Below are 19,178 nucleotides of genomic sequence, written 5' to 3'. Positions count from 1 at the left end.
CTCAGACCTCCACGTCGAACATGTCGCGCAGACCGTCGCCCAGAAGATTGAAGCCAAGCGTCGCATAGAAGATCGCAAAACCCGGCCCGAGGACGCCCCACCACATTCCAGGCAGGAACTGCCGTCCGTCGGCGACCATTGAACCAAGGTCAGGGGTCGGCGGTTTTACACCGAGCCCGAGGAATGACAGCGTCGCGCCGAAGAGAATGACGAAGGCCGCATCAAGCGTCGTTTTGACCGATATGACGGAGACGCAATTGGGCAGGATCTCGCGCGTCAGCACGTGCCAGTGGCTGGCCCCGGCCAGCCTTGCCGCCTCAACGAAGTCCTCCGTGGCGATCGACTTCGACACGCGGTAGATGAGCCGCGCATGCCAGGTCCACCACAACAGGGTGATCGCCAGCATGGCGTTGACGAGGTTCGGCTCCAGCACATTGCCGATCGCCAGCGCCATGATCAATGGCGGGATAGCCAGCATGACATTGGTAAATCCGGTGATGATCTTTTCGGTCAGGCCGCTGAAGTAACCGGCAAGCATTCCGAGCGCGGCGCCGACCGGAACGGCAACGCCCAGGACACCGATCACGAGAAGGAGCGAAACCCGGAAGCCGAAGATAACGCGCGTCAGGATATCCCGCCCGACCTTGTCGGTGCCCATCCAGTGCGCGAAGTCCGGTGCCCGGTGGCGGTTGCGGAAGTCGACCGCCGCGCCGACGTCTTCCGGATAAGGCGCGATCAACGGCGCGAGGATCGCGACCAGGATGACGGACAGCACCATCAGCCCGCCGATGACGGCGGACGGATTGCGGGAGAAGCGGTACCAGGCCATGTAGCGGGCGGAAAGGACCGCCGGCTCGTTCCCCGAGGCGACCGACATCAGTTCGCCTCCTTGAAGCGCAGCCTCGGATCGATCGCCATCAGCACGATGTCGATCACCAGATTGGCGACGACAAAGAAGAAGCCGGACACCAGAACAACCGCCATGACGGCGTTGAGGTCCTTTTGCAGGATCGCCTCGAGCCCGTAGGAGGCAAAGCCGCCCCAGGAGAACACCAGTTCCACGACAAAGGCGTTTCCGATCAGGGACGCAAATTCCAGCCCCATGATCGTCAGCGGCGCAATCGACGAGAGTTTCAGCAGGTAGCGAAAGACGATGACCCGGTCAGGCACGCCGAACGATTTCAGCGTCAGGACGTGATCGCGCCTTTGATGTTCGATCATTGCCGACCGCGTGATACGGGTGATCTGGCCGATGCCCGCCATGGCCAGCGCGAGCGCCGGAAACATCAGGTGTTGAAGAGCGCTGCCGAAGACCGCCCAGTCGCCATGCAGGGCTGAGTCGATCAGCAAAAGGCCCGTCGGCCCCGGCGGAAGATCGAGCGAATAGTCGACACGCCCCAGGACCGGCCAGCCGGTCAGGAAGTTGGCCGCGATGAGCTGCAGCAATATGGCAAACAGGAAACTCGGCATGGTGACGCCGACGATGGAGAAAAACCGGCCCGCATTGTCGATCCAGCTGTTGCGGTAACGGGCCGTCATCACCCCCAGCGGGATCGAGATCGCAACGATCAGCAGAACGGTGACAATCACCAGTTCCAGCGTCGCCGGTAACAGCGCGGCGATTTCGTCGCTGACCTGCCGCCCCGATATCAGCGATTTACCGAAATCGCCCTGCAGTCCGCGCCAGACATAGTCGGCGTATTGCTGCCACAACGGCGCATCGAGCCCCATCTCGACGCGCATTTCATCGACCTGCTGTTGCGTGGCGCTCGGGCCGAGCGCGATGCGGGCCGGATCGCCCGGCACGATCCGGGCGAGAATGAAGATCATCGCCGACAGCACGAACATGACGCCGGCAAAACCGACAAGCCGTCTGAGCATGAGGCTGACTGGATTGGTCTGCATTGCGGCCCGATCTTCGAAATCAGCGCGCGAACGGCTCATCCATCCGCGCGGCCTGACGTGTCACACTCAAGACTGACGCCGGGACACCGCTGCCACAATCTGCAAAAGGTATAGGTTTTTTAAAAATACGTATAGGTTTTGCACGATATCCGCGATCAAGGCCTGTCTACGCAACCCAATTCAGCGCCCGTGCGGCTGAAATGGCCTCCGCACGCTTCGTGCAACCCATCTTCCTGTAGATATTGCCGAGATGGAATTTGACGGTGACCTCCGACAAACGCATCTGGCGGGCAACGAATTTGTTGGACGCACCCTCCGCCACCAGCGTCAGAACACGCAGTTCCTGCCGCGTCAGTCCGGGCACCTCCCGCTGGCCGGCTCCGGAATGAAACACATCCAGACGCCGCAGAACGTCCGTGCCTCCCGGCGCGGCACGGACAAACTGGCTGATGCGCTTGTCTTCCATCAGCCTATCGACAATCGCCTTTTCACCGATCAGGTGGGTCATCGCTCCCATGCGCGCGGCACCGTCGAGCACTTTGGTGAACTGCGCACGCGCCCTGGTCAGGTCACGCTGCTGGCGTGCGAGATAGGCAAGCCAGAGTGAAAGCGTGCTGCGCTGCCGGTCGTTGACATGGGGATTGGCCTGAAAATGCTCTACCTGACGCAACCGCATGGCGTTGCGCGGCGCGTGGCGGATAAGATGCCGCATCCAGGCGAAGGCGATTGCGATCTCGCGCGTGTCGTCAAGCAGCTCAAGCGCCTCCTCGGCGCTTTCAACCCATGTCATGTTGATCCTCGACTGAACGCTCGTCAGCAGTTCGGCCGCTTCCTGCCAGCGATTGTGATTTTGCAGGATGTCGACCTGCCGGATCGTGATGACGAAATTGAACCGCCGCGAGCGCCACTCCTGGATCCGCCATTTGTCCAGGAATGTGCGAGCGGCGGCAATGCCGAGCTCACCGCTGATCGCCAGACTGCCGTAATAAAGCGCCAGTTCGGTGATCGTCGGCCAAAGCTCGCCATAGGCAAATTTGTCGAACTCTTCGCTCAGATAGGTGACGAGCCGCTCCGCATCGCCTTTCTCGTAGGCAAGCACCGCCTTGATCAGGCCAAGCAGACGGCGGTCCGTCGGCGTCTCGAATGTCACCTCGGACAAAGCCGCATCGGCACCGCGCACGGCGGTTTCGACCTGCGGCAGCACACCGCGCACGAGTGAAAAGACGGCCCTGTGGAGCTCGATATAGAAGACCAGCAACGGAACGCCGGCCTTCTTGTAATGATGACAGGCCCGGTTGGCCATCTCCTCGGCGGCGTCCAGTTGCTGACGCTGGATGCAGACCTCCAGCATCGTGTTGTATATACCGCCGCGGTTGAGATGATCATCGAGCTCCAGTTCGCCGAGCAGCTCGAACATATGATCGCGCACCGTATTGCCGATGGCATAGTCCTCGTAGATCGACATGACGAGGCGGAACATCCGGAAGTCGCGCGAATAATCCTGCGGATTTGCCGCAACGCGCTCGAGATCGAGCGCTTCCGGCCCGAAGTGCTCGCGCACGATGTGCCTGGCCCGGTTGACGCTACCCGATTTGAGCGCATGCATCGCCAGCGCCACCGCAAGTGTCGCGTTGTCGCGTCGCATATCCTCCGGGAAATTCGAAATGACGCGACGACAGGCATCGAGCCCGTGCAGATGCATGAAGAACTGATTGCCCTGTTCGCGGAACCATTCGAGCGCCTGCGCATAGTCGCCGGCGGCCTGGGCGGCTTCGATCGCGGCCACCGCATCGCCCTTTGCATAGGCCGCAACCGCCTGTTCCAGCGCTCCGGACCGGTTTCTGGATGACAGGACATCGGCAAATACGGCGCGCAGCTCATCGCTGCAGAACTCGAGCTGCCCCGTTGTGCTGCTCATGCGAAGGCAGTTCGGGAACTTCTTCGCCAGGCGCCGGACCATCTCCTGCGGCCCGGCCACATCGGCGCGGGCAGCAACCGTCAATGTCGAAAGAAGCGCGGTTTCTTCTTCATCAAGCTGCGAGACGAGGTCTCGCGTCAGGTTCCTGGCAGTCAGATCCATCGCTAAATCCGGTTTGTAAAATCGGCTCCCCGCATATCTGAAGGCAGATTTGTCCGATACGCAAGAAACCTGCCGCACTGCCATTGGCTTCAGGCCGAACGAATTGCACATGCGCGCGGTTGCGGCAATTGCGCCGGAACGCTATTTTTGCCGCTGGTTTCATGACGGCGAAAGAAAGCCGTTTCAAGACACAGGTAAATCATTGGCAGTAACCCTCAAGGAAGTCGCAGCCCGGGCCGGCGTTTCACGATCCGCTGTTTCACGGACATTCACAGAGGGCGCCAGCGTTTCCGCCAAGACGCGCCGCAAGGTCGAGGAGGCCGCCGAGGAACTCGGATACCGGCCCAGCCTCATTGCCCGCAGCCTTGCCACCAACCGCACCAAACTCATCGGCCTCGTCGCAAACAACTTCCGCAACCCCGTCTTTCTCGAGGTATTCGATCTCTTCACCCTGGCGCTGCAGAAGCGCGGCTTTCGCCCTTTGCTTGTCAATCTGAGCACGGAAACCGACTCGGAAAAATCGCTGGAAATGCTGCGGCAATATCGCGTCGACGGCATCATCATTGCCAGCTCGACCCTGCCGCCCACATTTCCGAACGCCTTTCGCAAGGCCGGCGTTCCGGTCATCCACGCGTTCGGAAAGGTCCACACCGCATCCGGTGTGAACATCGTCGGCATTGACAACCGCCAGTGCGGCGAAATGGCTGCCCAGACCCTGTTCGACCGCGGATACCGCAACGTCGCCCTGCTCGCGGGCCCGCAATCGGCAACATCGACGCAGGATCGCCTGGAAGGGTTTCTGAAGAGAATCACCAAACTCGGCATCGAGCCGGCCGACGTCCGCTTTGCCGACGAATATTCCTATTCGTCCGGAAAACGGGCGATGATTTCCCTTCTTGATGAAAGGACGGTCGAGGCGCTGTTTTGCGGCGACGATCTGATTTGCATGGGCGCCATGGACGCAGCCCGCGAACGGGGCCTTTCCATACCCGGAGAAATCGGTTTTCTCGGCTTCAACGACATGAATATGGCGGGCTGGTCGGCCTACGATCTGACCACCATCCGCCAGCCGATCCGCGACATTATCCTCAATTCAGTCGAACTGGTCGTCGCGATGATCGAAGGGACCGAACAGGGCACCAGGAACCAGCTGTTTCCCTGCTCGATTACCGAACGCAGCACGTTAAGGCCCCTGCCGAGCCGTTAGCGCAAGTCCGGTTTAACTTGAACCGGACCCGCTGTCGCCGCGCAGCGATGGCGGCCGGGCATCCGTCCAAGCGCCGTTGCCGGATGCCGATTCGACGGCTGCGCGAATGGCCGCCATGGACCGCAAACCGTCGAGCGCGGTCGGATAGGACATGGCCGCCGCATGCGGTTCCCGGCTCTCTTTTTCGGCACCGATAACCTCCGCCAGATCGGCATAGATATTGGCAAAGGCAAGCGGCATGCCCTCGGCGTGGCCGATGGTCACGCGCGAGGCACGGTCGGCCTCGGGCGACAAATCCGGCGCGCCCCTTTCAATGATCTCGGTGCGCCCGCCGAGCGGCGTCCAGTAAAGCTGGTTGGGGTGCTCCTGCTCCCAGCGCAAACCGCCCCTTTCGCCGAAGACCTGAACGGCGAGGCCGTGCGTACGGCCGATCGCGACAGCGCTCGTCCACAGCCTGACCACCGCGCCGCCGTCAAGGCGCACATTGACCATGGCGTCGTCCTCGAGCGTTCTGGAATCGACGGCGGAGACAAAATCGGCCGACAGTGTTTCGGCCTCCTGCCCGGCCACAAAACTTGCCAGATGCAATGCGTGGATCCCGCAGTCGGCAAACTGGGCGGACGGTCCGATCTGCGCCGGATCGTAGCGCCAGCGAATACGCGGATTGTCGGCATCGGCCGCATCGGCATGAAAGCCGTGGGCAAACTCCGCCTTGACGAGCCGCACCCCGCCAAGGTCGCCGCGGGCGACCATCGCACGCATGTGGCGCACCATCGCATAACCCGAATAACCGTAATTGACGGCGCAGATCCTGCCGGTTTCCCTCGCCGTTGCGACCACGTCCTCGGCTTCCTCCACGGTCATCGTCATCGGCTTTTCGCAAAGCACGTTGAAACCGTTCTCAAGGAAGGCCTTGGTGATCTCGTAATGCGTCGCATTGGGCGTTGCCACGGTGACCAGATCGATACGGTCGTCGCGCCCGCTTTCGCCCTCCAGCATCTCGCGCCAATCGCCATAGGCGCGATCCGGAGCGATGCCGAGCCTTTCGGCAAAAGCCTTGCCGCGTGCCGCATCGGCATCAAGCGCGCCGGCCGCAAGATGAAAATAGCCGTCCAGTCCGGCGCTGATCCGGTGCGCCGGTCCGATCTGACTGCCTTCGCCGCCGCCGATCATTCCCCAGTTGAGCCTGGCCATGGTGTCACCTCAACGAAATTCGATGGATTCAAGATATGCGCGGTTCGCCCGCGCATCGCCCACCGGCGACGTGTCGCCGCTCGGGTCACAGTCCTGCTCGACCGTACACCAGCCCTCGAAACCGGAATCGATCAGTTTGCGGCGCACCGCGGGAAAATCGGTTTCGCCTTCTCCGAGATTGCAGAAGATCCCTTGAGCGCAGGCCTCATAAAAATCGGTGCGATTGGCGATCGCCTGCGCCTTCACGCCGGGGTGGATATCCTTGAAATGCATGTAGGAGATGCGATCCATGTGCCGGTCCATGAAGTCCACCGGGTCGAAACCGGCATAGTGGGCGTGACCCGTATCGAGACAGATTTGCAGGATGGCCGGGTCGATTTCCGCCAGCAGCCGCTCCGTCTCGTCCTCGAAGTCCATAAAGCCGCCGGCATGCGGGTGAATCGCCGTGGTCAGGCCATATTCCTCACTGCCCATCCGGGCGATATGGGCAATGCGATCGCGGTAGGCGGACCATTCTTCCGCATGCATCTGCTCGGCTTCAACCGGCCGCCCGGCCGTCGGCGCACGCCGCTCCGAAATCGAGTCGATCAATACGAGATGCTTTGCCCCATGCGCCTTGAGCGCCTGGCATGTGCGAACCGAGCCGTCCAGGACATCGTCCCATTTGTCCGGATCGTGAAACGGCCGGAAGACAACGCCGCCGATCAGCTCAAGGTCGCGTTCCGCAAGGGCGTCGCCCAGCTCCGCCGGGTCTTCCGGCATGAACCCGACGGGTCCGAGCTCAATGCCGGTATAGCCGGCCTCCCGGCATTCATCGAGCACGGTCTTCCAGTGCGGATTGCGGGGATCGTCCGCGAACTCGACGCCCCAGCTGCAGGGCGCGTTTCCTATTTTTATTGTCATCGTTTAACCCTTACCGTCTACAGGCTATGAGCCCGTTACCTCGTCCATCGACACCCATCGCCTCTCATCGTGCGACAACCATGCCGCCTCGACGACCTGCGACACCATGAGACCGTCCCGGAAAGTCGGCCAGAGCGACTGTCCGGTCTCGATGGCTTTCAGAAAATCATGCGCTTCTATGATGATCTGATCCTGATAGCCAGTGCCATGTCCCGGTCCAAGACAAAAAGCCTTGTAATCGGGATGCTCGGGCCCGGTCAGGATCTTTGTGAACCCTTCGCGCCCCGGCTCACAATCGCCCTTGTAGAGCCACAGCGCATTCTGGTCCTCGCCATCAAACCGCAAGGCACCCCTGGTGCCGAAGATCTCGTAAATATAGCCCATCTTGCGGCCGGTCGCGATGCGGCTTGTATAGAGCATCCCCATCGCGCCGCTTTCGAACCGGCACAGGAACTGGCTCTGATCGTCATTCGTGATGTCCACCGGCCCGTTTGCCCCCGGGCGGGTTTTATGAACCGTTTCGACATCGGACACGAGCGATTTGATCGGACCGGCGAGCGCCAGCGCTCCATTGATGATATGCGGCGCAAGATCGCCAAGGTTGCCGTTCGCGCGCCCGTGCGAACGCCAGGTCGCCGGTTCCTCGGGATCGGCGAAAAAATCCTCCGTATGCTCGCCGCGAAAATAGGTGATGTCGCCGATTTCGCCAGCCTGGATGATCTGGCGGGCAAGCTGGGACGCCGGCGTGCGGATATAGTTGAAGCCGGCCATGTTGACCACGCCCGCCGTCTCGGCGGCCTCAGTCATCTCGCGCGCCTCTTCAATCGACTGACCCAAAGGTTTTTCACAGAAAACCGGCTTGCCCTCGGCGATCGCAGCCAAGGCAATGTCGCGATGCGTGTTCTGGGTCGAGGCGATCACGACCGCATCGACCCGCGGATCGGCGACAAGCTCCCGCCAGTCATGTGTCGACCGGTTGAAGCCGAAGATACGGGCCTTTTCCGCCGCTCCCTCAGGCGTCGTGGTGCAGATCATCTCGCAGCGCGGCCGCAGCTTTGTCTCGAACACGGCTCCGACGGCATGCATGGCGACGGAGTGGACTTTGCCCATATATCCGCCACCGACAATTCCTATGCCTATTTCGGTCATAAGGCTGCTCCCCAGATCTTTTTTGCAACCGGTTGCAAAAAGCATAAACTCGATTTAGGCTCTATCGTCAAGCGAAGTTCGCACATACAAAAATATAGACGCAAATGTGCCGACGGAGGAACAAAGATGGGCAAGCAAGAAACAATCAGACTGACCATGGCCCAGGCGCTGATACGCCACCTTGCAGCGCAGTATATTGAGATCGACGGAGAGCGGGTGCGTCTTTGCGCCGGCGGCTTCGGAATTTTCGGACACGGCAATGTCACCTGCCTCGGCGAGGCACTCGAAACCCATCGCGAGGCGTTGCCCCTATGGCGCGGCCAGAACGAACAGTCCATGGCCATGGCCGCGATCGGCTACGCCAAGCAGAAGCTGCGCCAGCGCTTCATGTTCGCCACCTCCTCGGCCGGTCCCGGAACGACGAATATGCTGACCTCAGCCGGCATTGCACATACAAACCGCCTGCCCCTGCTCCTCCTTTGCGGCGACGCCTTTGCAACCCGGCTGCCCGATCCCGTTCTGCAGCAGGTCGAGCACTTCAACGATCCGAGCATTTCCGTCAACGATGCATTCAAATCCGTCACCCGCTACTGGGACAGGATCGTCCACCCGGCACAGCTCATTCAGTCGCTGCCGCGTGCCATCGACACGATGCTCGATCCCGCCGATTGCGGCCCGGCGTTTCTCGGCCTGCCGCAGGATGTGCAGGGCTGGGCCTTTGACTATCCAGCCGCCTTTTTCGAGGAGAGGACACACCGCATTCGCCGCCAGGCGCCCGACGCGCTGGAGATTGCCGACGCGGCGGCCCTGATAGGAAAGGCTGAACGGCCGCTCATCGTGGCCGGAGGCGGGGTGCAGTATTCCCGTGCTGTGGACGAACTCACCGGCTTTGCCGAACGGTATGGAATTCCCGTTGTCGAAACCATCGCCGGACGCGCCAATCTCGTCTACGAAAACCCGCTGAACTGCGGACCTATCGGCGTGACGGGCTCCAACTCGGCCAATGTCCTGGCACGCGATGCCGATGTCGTCATAGCCGTCGGCACGCGCCTGCAGGATTTCACCACCGGCTCCTGGTCGGCGTTCTCCAAGGACGCGCGTATTGTCGGCATCAATGCCGCGCGCTATGACGCGGCCAAACACCGGTCCATGCCGGTTGTCGGAGACGCCAAGCTCTCCTTGAGCGCCCTGACGAACGCCATGGAGGGTTATGCCACGCCGCAGTCCTGGCGCGACAAGGCCGCCGGTGAACGTGCGGACTGGGACACCTATCTGGACGTCAATATCAGCCCCGTGACGAAGGAAGGCAGCAACCGCCCGATGTCCTATGCGCAGGTCGTCGGGGCCATCAACAGGGTCTGCGATCCCAACGACCGGATCGTCGCCGCCGCCGGCGGACTGCCCGCCGAGGTGACGGCCAACTGGCGCACCCACGCCGTCGGCACGGTCGATGTGGAATTCGGATATTCCTGCATGGGTTACGAGATCGCCGGCGCCTGGGGCGCCCGCATGGGCCAGTCGGAGACGGAACCCGACAGGGAAACCATCGTCTTCACCGGCGACGGCTCCTATCTCATGCTCAACTCCGACATCTATTCTTCGGTTCTCAGCGGCATGAAGCTGATCATCGTCGTATGCGACAATGGCGGCTTCGCGGTGATCAACAAGCTGCAGAACAACACCGGAAACGTCTCCTACAACAACCTGATCAAGGATTGTAACCTCGCGGTCGAACCATTCGCGGTGGATTTCGAGGCGCATGCCCGGTCCATGGGCGCCAATGCCGAAACCGTCGCATCCATCGCCCAGTTGGAGGAAGCGTTCGTCCGCGCCCGTGCATCCGACCGCACCTATGTGATTTCGCTGAAAACCGACCCCTATGAAGGCTGGACCGACGAGGGGCATGCCTGGTGGGAGGTCGGCGTTCCGGAAGTCACCGAGAACCCGGACGTCGCCGCCGCAAGGAAGGAGCTCGATGAGAGCCGCAAACAGCAGCGCATCGGGCTATAGGTGAATCAATTTGAGCGAAATCTCCCCTAGCCTACTGGAATCAATAAGGAAAAACCGATTCGTGGTACTCGGCCGGGCCGGAATGGACCTTTATGCCGATCCGCCCGGGGCGGAAACCGAACACGCCGGCGCCTTCACAACGGCGCTTGGCGGCTCGTCCGCGAATATCGCGGTCGCCATTGCCCGACAGGGCGGCAAGGCATCGCTCGTCACCGCCGTTTCCGATGACGCCATCGGCCGCTTCGTCCGCAATCAGCTGGATGATTACGGCGTCGATTCCCAAATGGTGCGGACGATCAGCGGACAGGTCCGGACCTCGCTGGCACTTGTCGAAACGCGGCTTGAGAACTGCCAGTCCGTGATTTACCGGAACGGCGCAGCCGATTTTGAGGTGACGGAGGAGGATGTCGCAGCAATCGAGTACGCCGATTTCGGCGCCTTCATCACCACCGGAACCTGTCTGGCGGCCGAGCCAAGCCGCACGGCGACCTTCAGGGCGATCGATGCGGCGCGGGCAGCAGGCATCCCGGTTATCCTCGACCTTGATTATCGGCCCTATTCGTGGCCGACGGTCACAGACACGGGAGAAATCTGTCTGCGGGCCGCAAACAAGGCTGACATTCTTGTCGGCAATGACGAGGAATTCGCAACGCTCGCCGGTGACCGCGAGGCCGGCAAGCAGCTTGCCGCGAAACTGGCCGAACAGAACAACGCGCTGGTTGTCTACAAGATGGGCGAACGCGGCTCGGTCACCCATGACGGGCCGCGGACCATCGAAACCGGAATTTACAGGGTCGACGCTCTGAAGCCCACCGGATCGGGCGACGCTTTTCTCGGCAATTTCATCAGCGCCCTGGCGGCAGGGCGGCCACTTGACGACGCTCTGCGCCGCGGTTCGGCCGCCGCCGCCATGGTGGTCTCGAATGTCGGCTGCGCACCCGCAATGCCGAATGCACAGCAACTGGAAGAATTCATGACTAATCACCCCGGTCCAAATCAAGGAAAGGAGGCGGCTGATGCACATACCGCCTTTTGAAAACGAGAACAAAGCCATCGTCGACGTCGATGATGCCCGCGTTCCCCTGAACTATTTCAACATCGTCAAGTTGAAGAGGGATCAGGCATTCGAATACGCCGTACCGGGCTATGAAACCTGTATCGTGCCGGCCACCGGGACCGTGGATGTCACCGTTGGGGGCGAGGTCTTCGCATCGATCGGCAAACGCGGTGCGGATGTGTGGGACGGCGAGCCCGAGGGCGTTTATGTTCCGTCCGGCGTTCGCGCCACCATGGTCGCGACAGGCGGAAACGCCGAAGTCTTCGTTGCCGGAGCCCGTTACGACAAAACGCTTGAACCCTTCGCAGTCCGCCAGGACGAGCTCGATCTTGTTCAATACGGGTCGGACGACACCAAGACGCACCGCAAGATCAAACACATTCTCGGCACGAAGTATCATGACCGCGTCGGCCGGCTTCTTGTCTCGGAGCTGTTCACCGTCGGTCAGGGCGGCTGGTCGGGCTTCCCGCCGCACAAGCACGATACGGACCGTCTCCCCAACGAGACCCGTCACGACGAGACGTACAATTTCCGCTTTCGCCCGTCGCACGGATTCGGCATGCAGCTTGTGCAGCGCGAGGACGGCGAGGTGGGCGACGCCTATCATATCGTCGACGGCTCGACGATTATACTCGACAAGGGCTATCACCCCTGTGTGGTCGCGCCCGGCTACGAGATGTACTACTTTACCATATTGGGCGGGCTGTCCCAGCGCTCCCTTGTCCAGTATTTCCAGCCCGATCACGCCTGGCAGATCGAGACGATCCCCGGCATCAAAGACATGATCGCGAAGTTCAAATGACGGCAGCGACGCTGCGCGACGTGCTGCCGCCGGCCGCGCGCGGCGGCTACGCCGTTGCCGGCCTTGTCGTTCTTGGCTGGGAAGACGCAGTCGCTTATGTCGAGGCAGCGGAAGAAACCGGCTGCCCGATCATCCTGCAGGCCGGGCCCGGATGCCGCAAACACACGCCGGTTCGGGTTCTTGGGCCCATGTTCCGGCATCTGGCGGACCAGGCATCGGTGCCGATCGTGTGCCATATCGACCACGCCCGCTCCCTCGAGGAATGCCGCGAGGGCATCGATTGCGGCTTTACCTCCGTCATGTTCGACGGCTCCGAGCGGCCGATTGAAGAAAATATCGAGCTGACCGCCCGCATCAGCGCCGAAGCCGCCAGGGCCGGCGTCTCTGTCGAAGGCGAAGTTGGCTTTGTCGGCTATGCGGCGGGAAAGGCCTCCGCCATGACCAGCGTCGAGGAAGCGGCGCTCTTCGACCGGGAAAGCGGCGCGGACGCCATGGCGATCTCTGTCGGCAATGTGCATCTGCAGACCGATGCAGACGCTCAGATCAATGTCGAACGCCTTCGCGCCATCGAGGACGTGACCACCATGCCGCTCGTCCTGCACGGCGGAAGCGGCATTCCCGCCGACGTCCGCCGCGAACTGGCGCGGACCAGCCGGGTGTCGAAATTCAACATCGGAACCGAATTGCGGCAGGCTTTCGGCAAGGCCCTGCGTCAGTCCCTCAAGGACAATCCGAATTGCTTCGACCGTATCGGGCTCCTGAAGCCCGTCATTCCGGCCATGCGCGAAGTCACCGTGGGCGTGATCCGCAACTTGGCGCCGTAGATGTAGAGTCCCGCGGAATGCCGGAATCGATTTAGCGTTCATTGCATCTAAGCGAGAGTAGTTAAGGGATATGTACTTTACGGCAACGCCACGACCATTCACCCGTCAGAGCCATAATATGGCAATCGAAAGCGACCGTCAGGCAAACAGAGCGTGTCTTGGTCATCCAACCTCACAAAGTGTACTATCGGTTAAAGCCTTCGCAGGGGTCTGGGCGCTCAACGGGAGGCACGATGACGGTCTGATTGAAAGGTGCGTCGCTCTCAGATTCCATGATCCCAATCGAGAATACGTTTAGATTTGGGTTGGCAATCTTGATTGCCGCCGGTACGCCCCAATCCAGCCGTGCATGTCCAAAACCCGCGATCAGCACGACCGGGGCGCCATAGCGGTTAAGCGCATCGAGCGTGACTTTGGCAAACACCGCATCGCGAAGCCTCTGCGCCTCGACCAAGCCGGATGTGAGTGCTCGGGGTATCGCTTCGCAATGTACCACAAACTGGAGGTTTTCCCGGGCTTCCTTTTGTTCCGGCGGAAGGGGTAGATGAAGTCCGAAACGGTCCCCGTTACCACCAAAAACATCGATTGCACTGGATGAAATCGCTTGCCTTACAAGAAAGTCAGGAACTGCCGCGCCAAGGATGCCGGCATTCCCAATCGCCTCGAAAACCGGGGCATACAAATCAAATGGCGGCCATCCACTTTCTTCCCACCTTGATGCCTCCGCAATAGCATCAAGATCATTTCGATCAACACCGTTCGCAGCCATCCCTTCGATCGGACCCAGCATTTCGAACACAACGGCTTTTGGTGATATCTTTCGCAGGAACTCAGCCTGCACCAAGTGCGCATGTGGATTGTCGTGAACCTCTCCCAGAATAATAATCTCAGAATCACCAAATTCTTGAGAAAATGCTGGGAGGGATAATCCAAATAGAAAAACAAGGAACAGAATTCCTGAAATTCTTTTTCCTATCGACACTGTCATTAAGCCGGCGGCATCATCGATATTAATAGCATCTGACCTTTGGCGCTTTTCTCCCAGCACTCCTCAAATTCATCACTATGCACCCTCATATTACCGAAAACCGGGTCTGCAACGCTGAGATGTTTGTCGTCTGTATACCCTCGGACAACATTGTAGTATTTTCTTTCGCGTGTCTCTACGCCGATTATTATCGGACTATTTTTTTCTCTCAATTCCTTAATATTTTTTGTCTCGACGCTCGCCCTAAAACCATAATTACTTACAGTATCGGCGAGCCTATGCAAATTTATACAATCTAATTCTCCAAAATTATTACTTAATTCTCTTTCTTTTAATGAAAAACCAAAATAATACTTCATTAAAGTTGCAATCGCAGCCACGGCGCTACTTTTAGGATCGTCATGTTCAGCCCTTACAATCGCTCCAAAGCGATCTGCATTACTTTGCCCTTCAACTAGATTTCCCAAATATTTTTTGAATGGATAATATACAATATCTTCTGATACGCTGCGCCCATCCCAAAACCCTCTCTTCATAAATTCAAATTTTTTACGCAAATCCTTCTCGGACTCTTGATTCTTCAATAGAAAAACAGAGAAAATAATATTTTGGTCATTTATGCAGTCTAATATTTCAAAAAAACACTCGGAAAGAGTGAGTGAATTTTTATAATCCGAATTACGGAATAGATGATCTATTCCCTCAAAATCCATTCTAAAATGAAAATACAAGTCTCCTATTTTCTCCGTGGAGAACCGATGCCTTTGTGTCGCCAGGCAGTCTATTTTTCTTTTGCTCCCAAACAGGACACCGTAGGACATTGATAAATCTCCTTATCTGCCAATGGGGTCTGAAAGCGGACCATCAAAAAGATAGCTCCTCAACAGTGCCTCGAACGTGTTGAACGGCCCGAAATAATGTTCGTTGATTTCCGCACTGGCGATGTCCTGTGGCAGGATGACAAGCACAGAACCTTCTTCACCCTTTTCCCAATATTTTCTAAATTCCGCTTCTCGCATTCTGCGGTTGCCAAAGGACGAATCGGCCAACCGAACGGTTCCCTCCTCGTTGACACCGCGTATGACGGTAAAATGATCCTGGCCGCGGTAATGAATGTGCGCGATAACCGGCACTTTCAGCTTCTTGAGATCATCAAAAGACACTGACAAGCCAACACCCCTGAAGCCCCACTCAACAACGACACGGGACAAATCGTCGAGAGAGTATTGCTCCTCGTCCTCAAGGCGCGTGAGGACATCCGGCTCTTCCACAGGTGAATTGTAGAAATATGTGAGAATTGTTGCAACCGACGCCGCACCGCAGGTGTAATCGAACCTTTGCTTCACGATGCCCTGATCTCGCTGATCTTTCCATGTCGTAAAGCCGGTGTTTGAAAGATAATGGCTGGACGTTTTTGCCCCTTCCAAAAGCGCCAGTTGATTTGGTGCGGTCGGTCTATGGCAAGCAAAGTCACATGTTCGGTTTTCATCATAGCCGGCTCTCGCTTCGCCGGTGAATGATCCCCAAGTTGCGACGCCTGGCGCACCGATTGTGCCAAGAAATCCGTATTGCCGGGGGGTGCCATACCAGACGTGGGAACCGTTTCGCGGGTTGGTATGATAGTGAGTAAACCTCTTACCCGCTCCCGAGTGAAATTCGCGTATCGGCCTTGCACTGCCCTGGCTGACCTGCCGAGCGAGAGCGTTCGCTGATTGTCTGGTCGGTGCCCAGAGGTTACCTCCCTGCCGCGCAATCGACGCCGCAACTCTTGTGCTCACCCATCTTTGAACGATCATGCGGCCGCCCTGCATAATGACGACGGCAATCAGAGGCGCGGCCCGTCCTTCAATCTCCTGCATGCGTTGACGGGAAAGAGATTTTGCATCGGCCTTGCCTTGAAATACAAAGCTTCTCTCCGTTGCGCTCAAACCAGAACTCTGGGCGGATACGGAAGCAGTGGCGCCAACCGCAATAAGAACTGCTGAAATCAATCGAACAATATAGAGATGCAATAGAATTCTCCCTTAGAAATCCATCCCAAGATTGAAGCCAAACGACCGGTCACCCAACAACTCGGTGTTTACGCCAAGCCTGAGGCTGCGATTGTTTTGCATCACGTATCCGAGCCCCAAATTCAGGCTCGCGCGTGTGCGGTCAGGCGCGGTTTCGAACTGATTGACGTTTACAGATGTCGCGCGGGACAGGCTAAATCCTGTTGACAGCGTTACCCGATCGTTGAAAGCGACCGACACCGTTGGAGAAAAGAGAAAACTCTGTCGGGCACCAAGTTCAACACCGCCGACGGATCGCGCTTCGCTACGCTGATAAGTTATTGTGCCCGCGACAATGACGGGATCAATAATCCGGTACATCCGCACCGATACGCTGTTCGTCTTTCCAAAACTGTATTCATCGCTTGCGCTGCTGTCCCTTTCAACCAAGGCAGAGCTGGCTGCAACAATCAGAGCAGGCCGGATTCCGTCATCATTCATCAACCTGTAGGAAAGCGACACGCCCAAATTGCGAAAGCCATGTTCAGTGTGTGTGTTGCTACCGCTACCAATCACAAAGTTGTTTTCTAAAGCGCCGGACCATGATGCATATAATCCTGCCTCGAAGCGGTTAGAGAAACCGTAGCGCAATCCGGCTGTTGCGGTGAGTGCATCGCGAGCATTGCTGATTCCGAGCAATTCATCTGAATAATCAACTTCAGAATTATAGGAAAACGAGACGAATTTTCTGAGCGTTCCGCGCTGAACAAGCACTTCGTCAACGATCAGAGAAAAATCTCTGTCGCTTTCTTCACTCCCTTCCGGCTCACTTTCCTGAGCGCTAGCGATGACAGAGGAAGTGATAAGAAGAAAGACAAAAATGGGAACATAAAAACGTAAAAAACGACGCACCAGAAAACCCACCCAAGCTTACGATGAATGTAGCCGATCATCGTGGCTAGCTATCCGCATGGGAAACAGATTGGCTCGCTGGGCTTTTGGCCACCTAACAAAATACACTTATAGCGGGAATTCTGAAAGCTTCAAGAGTTTTTTTGCTTAACTCCAATTTCCCGTCGGCACTCTCGTTTTAGACCTACGGTTACGACTGGGAGACAGACACACTCCAAATCAGCCGACCGGCACTGGATATGAACAACCTCATGAGCCTCCACAGCTAGCCACCCTGAAGCCCGTCGGAAACCGCACCCTTGATCCACTGCCTGAAACGCACCAGCGGCGGGTGATCGCGCCGCGCCGCCGGCCAGATCAGCGCGTAACTGCCGATGCTTTTGTTGGCACCGTCCCACGCCGCCACCAATCTGCCGCTGCGCAGCTCTTCCTCGATCAGGAATTCGGGCAGCAGGGCGAGCCCGAGGCCGTGCGAAGCGGCCTGCGCCATGGTCGCGAACTGGTCGAACGTCGTGCCCGGAGCGACATCCGCATTCAGTCCGTTCATATCGAACCAGCGCCTCCAGGCATGCGGCCGGGTCGCCAGATGAAGCAGCGGCCCGCGCGCCACATCCTCGACCGTCGCAATGTTGAGCCGCGGCAGCAGCTCGGGAGAGCAGGCAAGCACGACGGTCTCCTCGGCGAGGAAAAGCTGCTCGGTGCCCGGCCAGTCGTCGGCGCCGAAATGGATCGCCGCATCCAGCATCTCGCTGGAAAAGTCGAAGGGCCGCAGCTTGGTCGTCAGATTGACGGTGATGCCGGGGTTCTGCCGGAAGAACTCGGGCAGCCTTGGCGCCAGCCATCGGGTGCCGAATGTCGGCAGGATGCCGAGATTGAGTACGCCGCCGTCCGGGTTGACCTGCAGCGCCGTCGACGCCATCCGGATGATCGAAAGCGCCTTTGAGATCTCTTCCAGATAGGTGGCGCCGGCCGGAGACAGTGAAATCCTTTGCCGCTCGCGGATAAAGAGCTCGGTGCCGAGCTGTTCTTCAAGCGCACGGATCTGCCGGCTGACCGCGCCCTGCGTCATGTTGAGATCGGCGGCGGCGAGCGTGAAACTGCCGCGCCGCGCGGCGGCCTCGAAGGTTTCGAGCAAGCTGGTCTGGGGAAGTCTGCGGGCCACGTCCGGTCGCATTCTGTTGGAACGGATTATTTAGAGCTGACTTACTCTAGTCCGTTCCCTTATGCCTCATTGCGCATAGAATGCGCCAGTGCGGGTCCGCAAAAAGGCGTCCAGCGGAATGTCCTCCTGCCTGAGGAACCCGCTTTGCGGCAGGATACCGTCACGCACCATTTCGATGACCGCCACGACCGAGCCGGCCGTCGTCCAGGCGATGGCCGTACGGTCCACGCCCGCGATCTCGATGGGACGGTAGGCGCGGACGAATTCCTTGCGCGAAAGACGCCCCTCGATCTCGCCTTCCGACGCGACATGGACATAGACGACATCATGATCCACGGGCGGCTTGGCATGAACCAGGATTTCGCCCGCCAGCTCGCGCCGCTCGCGCAGCAGGAGTTCATGGAAGAAGAAATTCATCAGCGCCATGTGCCCCGGATAACGCATGGTCTTGTAATCGATATTGTCCACCGTGCCGTGATAGGTGTCGCACATGGTGCCGAGGCCGCCCGACGTGGTGAACGCCTCCAGCTTGACCCCGTCGATATAGAGCGTTTCGTGCCACTCCATGGGCGACACCCATTTGCGCTCGCCGTCCTCAATGACTTCGCAATCATTGAGATATTCGTTGACGACACCCTCCGGCGACCAGTTGAAGGAGTATCCCATCAGGCCGGTCGGATTCTGCGGCAGCGCCCCGACGCGCATGCGCAGCGAACGGCATTTGTCGAACTCGGCGATCTGCGATGCGCCGACGATGCCGACAAAGCCCGGCGCCAGCCCGCATTGCGGCGCCATAAGGCCCTTTGACGACGCGGCGAGATCGATGATGTGTTTGGTGGTCGGCACATCCTCGGTCAGGTCGAAATAATGAATGCCTGCCGCGTGGGCGGCGTCGGCAATCCCGATATTGAGGTGATAGGGAAGACAGGAGAGCACGGCGTCAAAATCCCCGAAGCGTTCGCGCAGCACGGTGCCGTCCGATATGTCGGCATTT

The 19,178-nt window shown here is 58.9% G+C and carries 17 protein-coding genes; 5 read left to right on the top strand and 12 right to left on the bottom strand.

Annotation, left to right across the window (positions count from 1 at the left end; genetic code table 11):
• Position 1: 1 nt before the first annotated feature.
• The 3 genes from AC5E6N_RS05975 to AC5E6N_RS05965 form a co-directional block, all read right to left on the bottom strand.
• On the bottom strand, positions 2–877 hold the full coding sequence (locus tag AC5E6N_RS05975; protein ID WP_491746960.1) for an ABC transporter permease: 876 nt from the start codon (positions 875–877) through the stop codon (positions 2–4).
• Positions 877–1,905, bottom strand: coding sequence for an ABC transporter permease (locus tag AC5E6N_RS05970; RefSeq protein WP_491746959.1), 1,029 nt, complete (start codon positions 1,903–1,905; stop codon positions 877–879). Before AC5E6N_RS05970 ends, AC5E6N_RS05975 begins: the two co-directional genes overlap by 1 nt.
• A 166-nt stretch (positions 1,906–2,071) precedes the next feature.
• On the bottom strand, positions 2,072–3,985 hold the full coding sequence (locus AC5E6N_RS05965; RefSeq protein ID WP_491746958.1) for a helix-turn-helix transcriptional regulator: 1,914 nt from the start codon (positions 3,983–3,985) through the stop codon (positions 2,072–2,074).
• 202 nt (positions 3,986–4,187) lie between these two features.
• Between AC5E6N_RS05965 and AC5E6N_RS05960 the strand changes: the two genes are divergently transcribed.
• Entirely contained in the window at positions 4,188–5,192 is a 1,005-nt protein-coding gene (locus AC5E6N_RS05960) for a LacI family DNA-binding transcriptional regulator (protein WP_491746957.1), read from the top strand.
• A gap of 12 nt (positions 5,193–5,204) precedes the next feature.
• Here AC5E6N_RS05960 and AC5E6N_RS05955 read toward each other — a convergent pair whose 3' ends face one another.
• The 3 genes from AC5E6N_RS05955 to AC5E6N_RS05945 are packed head-to-tail and all read right to left on the bottom strand — an operon-like array spanning position 5,205 to position 8,438.
• Positions 5,205–6,386 carry a Gfo/Idh/MocA family protein gene (locus AC5E6N_RS05955; RefSeq protein WP_491746956.1) on the bottom strand — a complete coding sequence of 394 codons (1,182 nt, stop codon included), beginning with the start codon at positions 6,384–6,386 and terminating at the stop codon, positions 5,205–5,207.
• 9 nt (positions 6,387–6,395) lie between these two features.
• Positions 6,396–7,289 (bottom strand): TIM barrel protein, encoded by an 894-nt coding sequence (locus tag AC5E6N_RS05950; protein ID WP_491746955.1) that lies wholly within the window; start codon positions 7,287–7,289, stop codon positions 6,396–6,398.
• Positions 7,290–7,313: 24 nt separating this feature from the next.
• Positions 7,314–8,438 (bottom strand): Gfo/Idh/MocA family protein, encoded by a 1,125-nt coding sequence (locus AC5E6N_RS05945; protein ID WP_491746954.1) that lies wholly within the window; start codon positions 8,436–8,438, stop codon positions 7,314–7,316.
• 126 nt (positions 8,439–8,564) lie between these two features.
• Between AC5E6N_RS05945 and iolD the strand changes: the two genes are divergently transcribed.
• From iolD to AC5E6N_RS05925, 4 genes are all read left to right on the top strand, one after another.
• Positions 8,565–10,448 carry a 3D-(3,5/4)-trihydroxycyclohexane-1,2-dione acylhydrolase (decyclizing) gene (gene iolD / locus AC5E6N_RS05940; protein WP_491746953.1) on the top strand — a complete coding sequence of 628 codons (1,884 nt, stop codon included), beginning with the start codon at positions 8,565–8,567 and terminating at the stop codon, positions 10,446–10,448.
• 61 nt (positions 10,449–10,509) lie between these two features.
• The gene (gene iolC / locus AC5E6N_RS05935) at positions 10,510–11,484 is read left to right on the top strand and encodes a 5-dehydro-2-deoxygluconokinase (RefSeq protein WP_491746952.1); all 975 of its coding nucleotides are present in this window, start codon (positions 10,510–10,512) and stop codon (positions 11,482–11,484) included.
• Positions 11,465–12,307, top strand: a complete 843-nt coding sequence (locus tag AC5E6N_RS05930) for a 5-deoxy-glucuronate isomerase (protein ID WP_491746951.1) — start codon at positions 11,465–11,467, stop codon at positions 12,305–12,307. Before iolC ends, AC5E6N_RS05930 begins: the two co-directional genes overlap by 20 nt.
• Positions 12,304–13,131, top strand: coding sequence for a class II fructose-bisphosphate aldolase (locus tag AC5E6N_RS05925; RefSeq protein WP_491746950.1), 828 nt, complete (start codon positions 12,304–12,306; stop codon positions 13,129–13,131). Before AC5E6N_RS05930 ends, AC5E6N_RS05925 begins: the two co-directional genes overlap by 4 nt.
• 184 nt (positions 13,132–13,315) lie before the next feature.
• On the opposite strand, the gene AC5E6N_RS05920 is transcribed toward AC5E6N_RS05925, so the two are convergent.
• From AC5E6N_RS05920 to AC5E6N_RS05895, 6 genes are all read right to left on the bottom strand, one after another.
• A complete protein-coding gene (locus AC5E6N_RS05920) occupies positions 13,316–14,179 on the bottom strand; it encodes a ChaN family lipoprotein (RefSeq protein WP_491746949.1) in 864 nt (287 codons plus the stop codon).
• On the bottom strand, positions 14,119–14,940 hold the full coding sequence (locus AC5E6N_RS05915) for a cysteine peptidase family C39 domain-containing protein (protein ID WP_491746948.1): 822 nt from the start codon (positions 14,938–14,940) through the stop codon (positions 14,119–14,121). Before AC5E6N_RS05915 ends, AC5E6N_RS05920 begins: the two co-directional genes overlap by 61 nt.
• A gap of 12 nt (positions 14,941–14,952) precedes the next feature.
• The gene (locus tag AC5E6N_RS05910; RefSeq protein ID WP_491746947.1) at positions 14,953–16,131 is read right to left on the bottom strand and encodes a C39 family peptidase; all 1,179 of its coding nucleotides are present in this window, start codon (positions 16,129–16,131) and stop codon (positions 14,953–14,955) included.
• Between the two features lie 12 nt (positions 16,132–16,143).
• Positions 16,144–17,034, bottom strand: a complete 891-nt coding sequence (locus tag AC5E6N_RS05905) for a hypothetical protein (RefSeq protein WP_491746946.1) — start codon at positions 17,032–17,034, stop codon at positions 16,144–16,146.
• 253 nt (positions 17,035–17,287) lie between these two features.
• Positions 17,288–18,184, bottom strand: coding sequence for a LysR family transcriptional regulator (locus AC5E6N_RS05900; protein WP_491746945.1), 897 nt, complete (start codon positions 18,182–18,184; stop codon positions 17,288–17,290).
• A gap of 66 nt (positions 18,185–18,250) precedes the next feature.
• Positions 18,251–19,178: saccharopine dehydrogenase family protein (locus tag AC5E6N_RS05895; protein ID WP_491746944.1), on the bottom strand; the 928-nt coding region annotated here is incomplete at its 5' end.

This window comes from Hoeflea sp. (assembly GCF_984452065.1).
The sequence above is the reverse complement of the archived record's forward strand: the minus strand, read 5'-3'. Positions and strand labels throughout refer to the sequence as shown.

What these genes read in the sequence shown, in the direction of transcription:
- AC5E6N_RS05965 (WP_491746958.1), bottom strand. Translation starts at nt 3,985, where the DNA reads ATGGATCTGACTGCCAGGAACCTGACGCGAGACCTCGTCTCGCAGCTT.
- AC5E6N_RS05950 (WP_491746955.1), bottom strand. Translation starts at nt 7,289, where the DNA reads ATGACAATAAAAATAGGAAACGCGCCCTGCAGCTGGGGCGTCGAGTTC.
- AC5E6N_RS05915 (WP_491746948.1), bottom strand. Translation starts at nt 14,940, where the DNA reads ATGTCCTACGGTGTCCTGTTTGGGAGCAAAAGAAAAATAGACTGCCTG.
- AC5E6N_RS05930 (WP_491746951.1), top strand. Translation starts at nt 11,465, where the DNA reads ATGCACATACCGCCTTTTGAAAACGAGAACAAAGCCATCGTCGACGTC.
- AC5E6N_RS05970 (WP_491746959.1), bottom strand. Translation starts at nt 1,905, where the DNA reads ATGCAGACCAATCCAGTCAGCCTCATGCTCAGACGGCTTGTCGGTTTT.
- AC5E6N_RS05975 (WP_491746960.1), bottom strand. Translation starts at nt 877, where the DNA reads ATGTCGGTCGCCTCGGGGAACGAGCCGGCGGTCCTTTCCGCCCGCTAC.
- iolD (WP_491746953.1), top strand. Translation starts at nt 8,565, where the DNA reads ATGGGCAAGCAAGAAACAATCAGACTGACCATGGCCCAGGCGCTGATA.
- AC5E6N_RS05925 (WP_491746950.1), top strand. Translation starts at nt 12,304, where the DNA reads ATGACGGCAGCGACGCTGCGCGACGTGCTGCCGCCGGCCGCGCGCGGC.
- AC5E6N_RS05945 (WP_491746954.1), bottom strand. Translation starts at nt 8,438, where the DNA reads ATGACCGAAATAGGCATAGGAATTGTCGGTGGCGGATATATGGGCAAA.
- AC5E6N_RS05955 (WP_491746956.1), bottom strand. Translation starts at nt 6,386, where the DNA reads ATGGCCAGGCTCAACTGGGGAATGATCGGCGGCGGCGAAGGCAGTCAG.